This window comes from Leisingera sp. F5, from assembly GCF_001593695.1.
Genome location: NZ_LUKH01000096.1, coordinates 1 through 6637 on the forward strand (window position 1 = coordinate 1; position 6637 = coordinate 6637).

Annotated in this window: 6 protein-coding genes; 2 read left to right on the forward strand and 4 right to left on the reverse strand. The window is 64.3% G+C overall.

Going from position 1 to position 6637, the window contains the following annotated elements:
• Both A2I95_RS24455 and A2I95_RS24460 read left to right on the forward strand, forming a co-directional pair.
• A partial coding sequence (locus tag A2I95_RS24455) for a PLP-dependent transferase (RefSeq protein ID WP_291734033.1) occupies nt 1-221 on the forward strand: 221 nt, incomplete at its 5' end.
• A 10-nt stretch (nt 222-231) separates the two neighbouring features.
• Entirely contained in the window at nt 232-2619 is a 2388-nt protein-coding gene (locus tag A2I95_RS24460; protein ID WP_291734036.1) for a 1-deoxy-D-xylulose-5-phosphate synthase N-terminal domain-containing protein, read from the forward strand.
• Between the two features lie 80 nt (nt 2620-2699).
• On the opposite strand, the gene A2I95_RS24465 is transcribed toward A2I95_RS24460, so the two are convergent.
• From A2I95_RS24465 to A2I95_RS24480, 4 genes are read right to left on the reverse strand one after another with little or no spacing between them, the layout of a single operon-like run.
• Complete coding sequence (locus A2I95_RS24465) at nt 2700-3458, reverse strand: ABC transporter ATP-binding protein (protein ID WP_291734039.1); 759 nt, start codon at nt 3456-3458, stop codon at nt 2700-2702.
• Nucleotides 3455-4399, reverse strand: a complete 945-nt coding sequence (locus tag A2I95_RS24470) for an iron chelate uptake ABC transporter family permease subunit (protein WP_291734041.1) — start codon at nt 4397-4399, stop codon at nt 3455-3457. Before A2I95_RS24470 ends, A2I95_RS24465 begins: the two co-directional genes overlap by 4 nt.
• Nucleotides 4392-5324 (reverse strand): iron chelate uptake ABC transporter family permease subunit, encoded by a 933-nt coding sequence (locus A2I95_RS24475; RefSeq protein ID WP_291734044.1) that lies wholly within the window; start codon nt 5322-5324, stop codon nt 4392-4394. Before A2I95_RS24475 ends, A2I95_RS24470 begins: the two co-directional genes overlap by 8 nt.
• Before the next feature lie 52 nt (nt 5325-5376).
• Nucleotides 5377-6288 (reverse strand): siderophore ABC transporter substrate-binding protein, encoded by a 912-nt coding sequence (locus A2I95_RS24480; protein ID WP_291734043.1) that lies wholly within the window; start codon nt 6286-6288, stop codon nt 5377-5379.
• Nucleotides 6289-6637 lie beyond the last annotated feature (349 nt).

Here is a 6637-nt window from a genome sequence, read left to right on the forward strand (position 1 = left end):
GTCTGCAGATGATCCAGCGCGCGGTGTCCCTGGGCGATGCCGAGACCCTGATCCAGCACCCTGCTTCGATGACCCATTCGACCTATACGCCGGAAGAGCGCGCCGAACATGGCATCAGCGACGGGCTGATCCGGCTGTCCATCGGGCTGGAGGAGGTCGAGGACATCCTGGCGGATCTGGAACAGGCCCTGCCCGCCCCGTTGCAGCACGCCGCCGAATAAGGAGACCGCCATGCGCCCGGATCTGACCCATCTGAAGACCGTCGAACAGCGGCTGTTGTGGCTGTCGCATTGGATGATTCACAACGCCAACCACATCCGTTCCAATCCGGACGGGATCAAGGTGGGCGGGCATCAGGCCTCCTCCGCCTCGATGGTGTCGATCATGACGGCGTTGTATTTCTCGGCGTTGAAACCGCAAGACCGGGTGGCGGTGAAACCGCATGCCTCGCCCGTCTTCCATGCGATGCAGTATCTGATGGGCAATCAGACCCGCGAAAAGATGGAGAATTTCCGCGGCTTCGGCGGCGTGCAAAGCTATCCCAGCCGCACCAAGGACATTGACGATGTGGATTTCTCCACCGGGTCTGTGGGGCTGGGTGTCGGCATCACCGCGCTGGCCTCGATGGTGCAGGATTTCATCGCCGCCAAGGACTGGGGCGCGGAAACCCGTATGGGGCGCATGGTGGCCCTGGTCGGTGATGCCGAGCTGGATGAGGGCAACATCTACGAGGTACTGCAGGAGGGCTGGAAGAACGGCCTGCGCAACACCTGGTGGATCATCGACTACAACCGCCAGTCGCTGGACGGGATTGTGCGCGAAGGTCTGTTCGAGCGGATCGGAAAGGTGTTCGACGCATTCGGCTGGGACGTGGTGAAGGTCAAATACGGCGCCCTGCAGCGTGCCGCGTTTGAAGAACCGGGCGGAGAAGCCCTGCGCGCCTGGATCGATGCCTGCCCGAACCAGGAATATTCGGCGCTGACCTATATGGGCGGTGCGGTCTGGCGCCAGCGGCTGCTGGATGACTTGGGCGATCAGGGCGCGGTCACAGCGCTGGTTGAACGGCGCAATGATGCGGAGCTGGCGGCGCTGATGGAGAACCTTGGCGGCAACTGTGTGGAGACCATGGCGGATGCGTTTGCTGCCATCGGCCACGACCGCCCGGTCTGTTTTCTGGCCTATACGGTTAAGGGCTGGGGCACGCCGATTGCCGGCCACAAGGATAACCACGGCGGGCTGATGACCAAGGCCCAGATGGCGGACTGGCAATCCCATATGGGGGTGCCCGAAGGCCAGGAATGGGATCCTTTTGCCACCGTTGCGGATGTACCGGCGCTGCAGGCCTTTCTGGGCCAAGTGCCATTTTTTGCCCAGGGCCCGCGCCGGTATGCCGAGGCGCCGCTGGCGGTGCCATCCGTGGCCTTGGACACATCCCGCGAAATCTCGACCCAGATGGCCTTTGGCAAGATCATGGACGCGCTGGCGCGCGGGGACAGCGAATTGGCGGCGCGGATCATGACCACCTCGCCGGATGTGACCGGCACCACTGGCTTGGGGCCTTGGGTGAACCGGCGCAAACTGTTTGCACGCGAGGTGCAGGCGGATGCCTTTATCGAACATCGCATTCCCTCCACCGCCAAATGGAACTTTGCCCCCGAGGGCCAGCATCTGGAGCTGGGCATTGCCGAGATGAACCTGTTCCTGCTGCTGGGTGCGGCGGGGCTGGCGCACAGCCTGTGGGGCAAGCGGGTGATCCCGGTCGGCACGGTCTATGATCCCTTTGTCTGCCGCGGTCTCGATGCGCTGAACTATGCCTGTTACCAGGACGCGCGGTTCATGATCGCGGGCACCCCATCCGGTGTGACCCTGGCGCCCGAGGGCGGCGCCCATCAATCCATCAGCACCCCGCTGATCGGGATGAGCCAGGACGGGCTGGCGGCCTTTGAACCCGCCTTTGCCGATGAGCTGGCGGTGATCATGGAATGGGCCTTTGGCTATTTGCAGCGGGATGGCAGCGGCGACCCGGATGAACGGACCTGGCTTAGGGATGAGACCGGCGGATCGGTCTATCTGCGCCTTTCCACAAAACCGCTGGAGCAGCCGGGCAAACGCGCCGATGAGGGTTTCCGCCAAGGCGCCATCGACGGTGCCTATTGGCTGCGCAAGCCCGGCCCAAATTGCTCGGTTGTGATCGCCTATCAGGGCGCGGTTGCGGATGAGGCGATTGCCGCCGCCGGCATGATCGGCAGCGTGCGGCGGGATATCGGCGTACTGGCCGTCACCTCGGCAGACCGTCTGAATGCTGGCTGGACCGCCGCCCAGCGGGAGCGCGCCCGCGGCAATCCGGCGGCGGTGTCGCATATCGAACAGCTGCTGCAGGATCTGCCTGCGCATTGCACCCTGGTCACCGTGATCGACGGTCATCCGGCGACACTCGCCTGGCTTGGCGCCGTGGCCGGGCACAAGACGGTCCCGCACGGGGTGGAGCATTTCGGCCAGACCGGGACAATCGGGGATTTGTCCCGCCATTTCCGGATCGACCGTCAGGCAATTGTCAATTCCATTGACGGTCTTACCGCGGGCCGCAAGGCGGCGCTGATGCCGGTCAGCCACGGCTGACGCCGGTCAAACAGACCGATACCGGGCGGGTTTTTGGCTAAACCCGTCCAACCGGCCCGCCGCCCTGCCTGCATCCGCCGCTAGCGGTGGTATTGCGCAAACGGCAGGCCGCCAATCCGGGTAATGGCCACGGGTGTCTGATACAGTGCCGTCAGGCTGGCGGCGCTGGCAGCCTCATCCACCGGGCCTTGAAAAGCGATCCGCCCGTCCTTCAGCGCCACCACGTGATCGGACCAGCTGATGGCATAGTTGAGGTCATGCACAACGATCACAATACCCTTGCCGCGCTCTTCGGCCAGGCGGCGCAGCTGCGACATCAGGTTGCGGGCGTGGTGCAGGTCCAGGTTGTTCAACGGCTCATCCAGCAGCAGCCAGTCGGTGTCCTGGGCATAGGCCATGGCGATAAAGGCCCGCTGGCGCTGCCCGCCCGACAGCTCATCCAGGAACCGCTGCTGCAGCGGGGCAAGGCCGAACAGCTCAATCGCGTCCCCGATAGCGGCGTGATCCGCTGCCGTCAGCCGCCCCTGGCTGTGGGGCCAGCGGCCAAAGCCGATCAGATCCTTGACCCGGACCCGGCTGGCCACGGTCAGGGTCTGGGCCACAACCGCCATCTTGCGGGCCAGCCGACCGGGGGCGATCCGGGCCGCGTCTTCACCGTCCAGGCTGATGCGGCCCCGGCTGGGGGCCAATTGCTGCGCGATCAGGTTCAACAAGGTTGACTTGCCTGCGCCATTGGGGCCGATCAGGGCAGTGATCCGGCCTGCGGGTATTTCTGCATCAATCCCGTCAAGGATGGGTTTCGCGCCAGGGCCATAGCTAAGGCCGGTTACTTTGATCACCGGATTTTTCCCTTTGCCAGCAAGAACATGAACAACAGGCCGCCGCAAAACTCGATAACAACGGCCAGGGTGGATTGCAGCATCAGGATGCGCTCGAACACGGTCTGGCCCGCCACCAGGATCAGCGCGGAAATCAGCGCCGCCGCCGGCAGCAGCAGCGCATGGCGGTGGGTCCGCATCAGGCTGTGCGCCAGGCTGGTTACCAGCAGCCCCAGAAAGGCAACCGGCCCCGCCAGCGCCGTCGACACAGAAACCAGTGCGGCAATGATGCAGAGCACCTTCAGCTGCAGCCGGTCATGACCCACGCCCAGGCTGCGTGCCGTGTCCCGGCCCAGGGCGGCCACATCCAGAACCGCGTGATTGCGCCAAACCCACCAAAAGGCCAGCATCATCAGCCCCAGGGCCATTACCATGGCCTCGCGGTCGAAACTGCCAAACTGCGCGAACATCCTGGCCTGCACGACTGAAAATTCGGACGGATCCATCAGCCGCTGGAGAAAGGCCGTAATGGTCCGGAACATCAGCCCCAGAACCACGCCGGTCAGCACCATCAGCTGAATGTCGTGGCGGGTGCGGTGCAGCACGCTGGTGAACAGGACCAGCGCCGCGCCCATCATGACGGCGGCGTCCAGCAGGAAGCCTGCCAGCGCCGGGATCTGGATGCTGCCGGCAATCCCCAAACCTGCAACCAGCCCGGTCTGCAGCAGCAGGAACAGCGCGTCGAACCCCATGAAGGCGGGTGTCAGAATGCGGTTGCGGCTGATCGTCTGCAACAGCACCGTTGCCACCCCGACGGCGGCCCCGACCGACAGCAGACCCGCCAGCTTGACCAGTCGCAGTTCCAGGATATAGGCCACCGGCCCGCGCAGGCCCCAGAACAGGAACAGCGCGGCCGCCGCTGCCAGCAGACAGCTCAGGCCCAGGATCCGCCGGTCAGCCATGCGCCCGCCGCCCCAGCAGCATATACAGAAACATTGCAGCGCCGAAGATGCCGAAAACAGTGCCGGCGGGGATCTCATACGGGTAACGCAGCAGCCGCCCCAGGATATCGCACAGCAGCAGCAGCCCCGCCCCAGTGCCGGCCACCACCGGCAGGCTGGCGCGCAGGTTGTCACCCATGATGCGTGAAACCAGATTGGGCACCACCAGCCCGATGAAGGGCAGCATCCCGACGGTCACGATCACCAGCGCCGACACCAGCGATACGGTAACAATACCGAACCCCAGCACCTGCCCGTAGCGCAGCCCAAGGTTCAGGCTGACATTCCGGCCCAGCCCCGCAATGGTGAACTGATCTGCAGCAAAATAGGACAGCACCGCCAGCCCGCCCGCCAGCCACAGCAACTCATACCGCCCCGCCAGCACGCCGGAAAACTCGCCGCTCATCCAAATGCCAAGATACTGCAGCAGGTCGGTCTGAATGGCGATGAAGGTTGCGCATGCCGTCAGCACCCCGCCGTAAACCAACCCGGCCAGCGGGATCAGCAATGGCCGCTCGGGCGGAACGCGGCGGGCCAGCAGGATGAACAGGGCGGTGCCCGCCAAGGCCGCAGCCGAGGCTGCCAGCATCTTGCCGAACAGGGACATCGAGGGCGTCAGCAGCGTCACCGCCAGCAGTCCCAGCATGGCGGCTTCATTGGTGCCGGTGGTGCCGGGCTCGACGAATTTATTGCGCACCAGCAGTTGCATGATGACACCCGCCACCGCCATCGACGCACCGGTCAGCAGCACCGCAGCGGTGCGGGGAATGCGGCTGACCGCCAGCAGTTGCACCGCTTGCGGATCACTCAGCACCGCCCCCGGGCTCAACCGGTTGACCCCCACAAACAGGCTGACCGCAGCGAGCAGACCCAACGCCAGCCCCATCAGAACCAGAGTATTCCGGCCCCCGGCGCCGCGGCTATCCAGGGCGGCAGGATCAGCCACCAGCTGCAAACCCCGCCAGAACCTCCTCTAGCGCCGCCGTCATTGACTGGATGCCGCCGCCCGCAATATAGACGTTGGCGGCATTCAGATAGACCACCTGCTGCCGGCGCCAGGCTGTGGTGCCCGCAACAAGCGCATTGTTCAGGGTGACCGCGGTTGCCTGATTGCCCTGGCCAATCGCTGCGGCACGGTCGATGACAATCAGCCAGTCCGGGTTGGCCGCGGCGATGAACTCAAAGGAAACAGCCTCGCCGTGGGTCTGTGCTGCGACGCTTTCCACCGCCTCCGGCAGGTCCAGCGCGGTGTGCAGCCAGCCGAACCGCGACCCGGCACCATAGACGGACACTTTGGGGCCGTTGGTCATCAGGATCATTGCATTGCCGCGGCCACCAACGGCGGCGCGGGTGTGCTCCAGTTTGGCGGTGAAGGCCGCTTCCAGATCCGCCGCCCGCGCCTCCTGCCCGGTCAGGCGGCCATAGCTGCGCAGCCGCGCCAGCGATTGGGCAACGTGGTCTTCGCCCCATATTGTCATGTCGATGGCCGGTGCGATCCCGGCCAGCGCCTCAACCTGCACCGAGGACCGCCCGCCCGCCACGATCAGATCAGGCGCCAGCATGGCAATGGCTTCAAAATCCGGTTCAAACAGGGTGCCCACCGGCACGGCCCTGTCCTGCAGATCCTGCAGGTAGCTGACATACAGTTTGGACGGGACACCGGCGATTGGCACCTGCAGGGCCTCTAATGTGTCCGCCGCCGCAACATCCAGAACGACGATTTTTTGCGGGATTCCAGTCAGTTCGACCGCGCCGCGCGCGGTGTCAACGGCAATGCTTTGCGCCTGCGCTGCACCGGCAAGGGCAACAGCAATTGATGCAGCCAGCTGCAAAATCTTCCGATGGGCCATTTTCTATCCTGTTAAGATGGAATTTGGCTGGCGGGGTTGGCTTGCTCAAAATCGAGAGCGGCTTAGCCGCCTGCGCTGAAGAAGTCCAGCCACGCTGCTGCAGCGCCATCCGCAGGTTGCGGGCCGCGCATAAATGCAACATCAGCATAATAACGGAAAGTCGCCAGGACTGGGGCTTGCAGCCGCTGGAATTGCTCCCTATGAGGCCCCAGCCTTTGCAAGGCCAGCCAGGATTTGACCCAAGCTAACAGCTCTTAGAACACGGGTTTATCATGGCACGAACTTCCAACATCCGCCTGTCAGGGCTGCTGTGCAGCACCGCTCTGACTCTCATCTCTGCGCCCGCCGC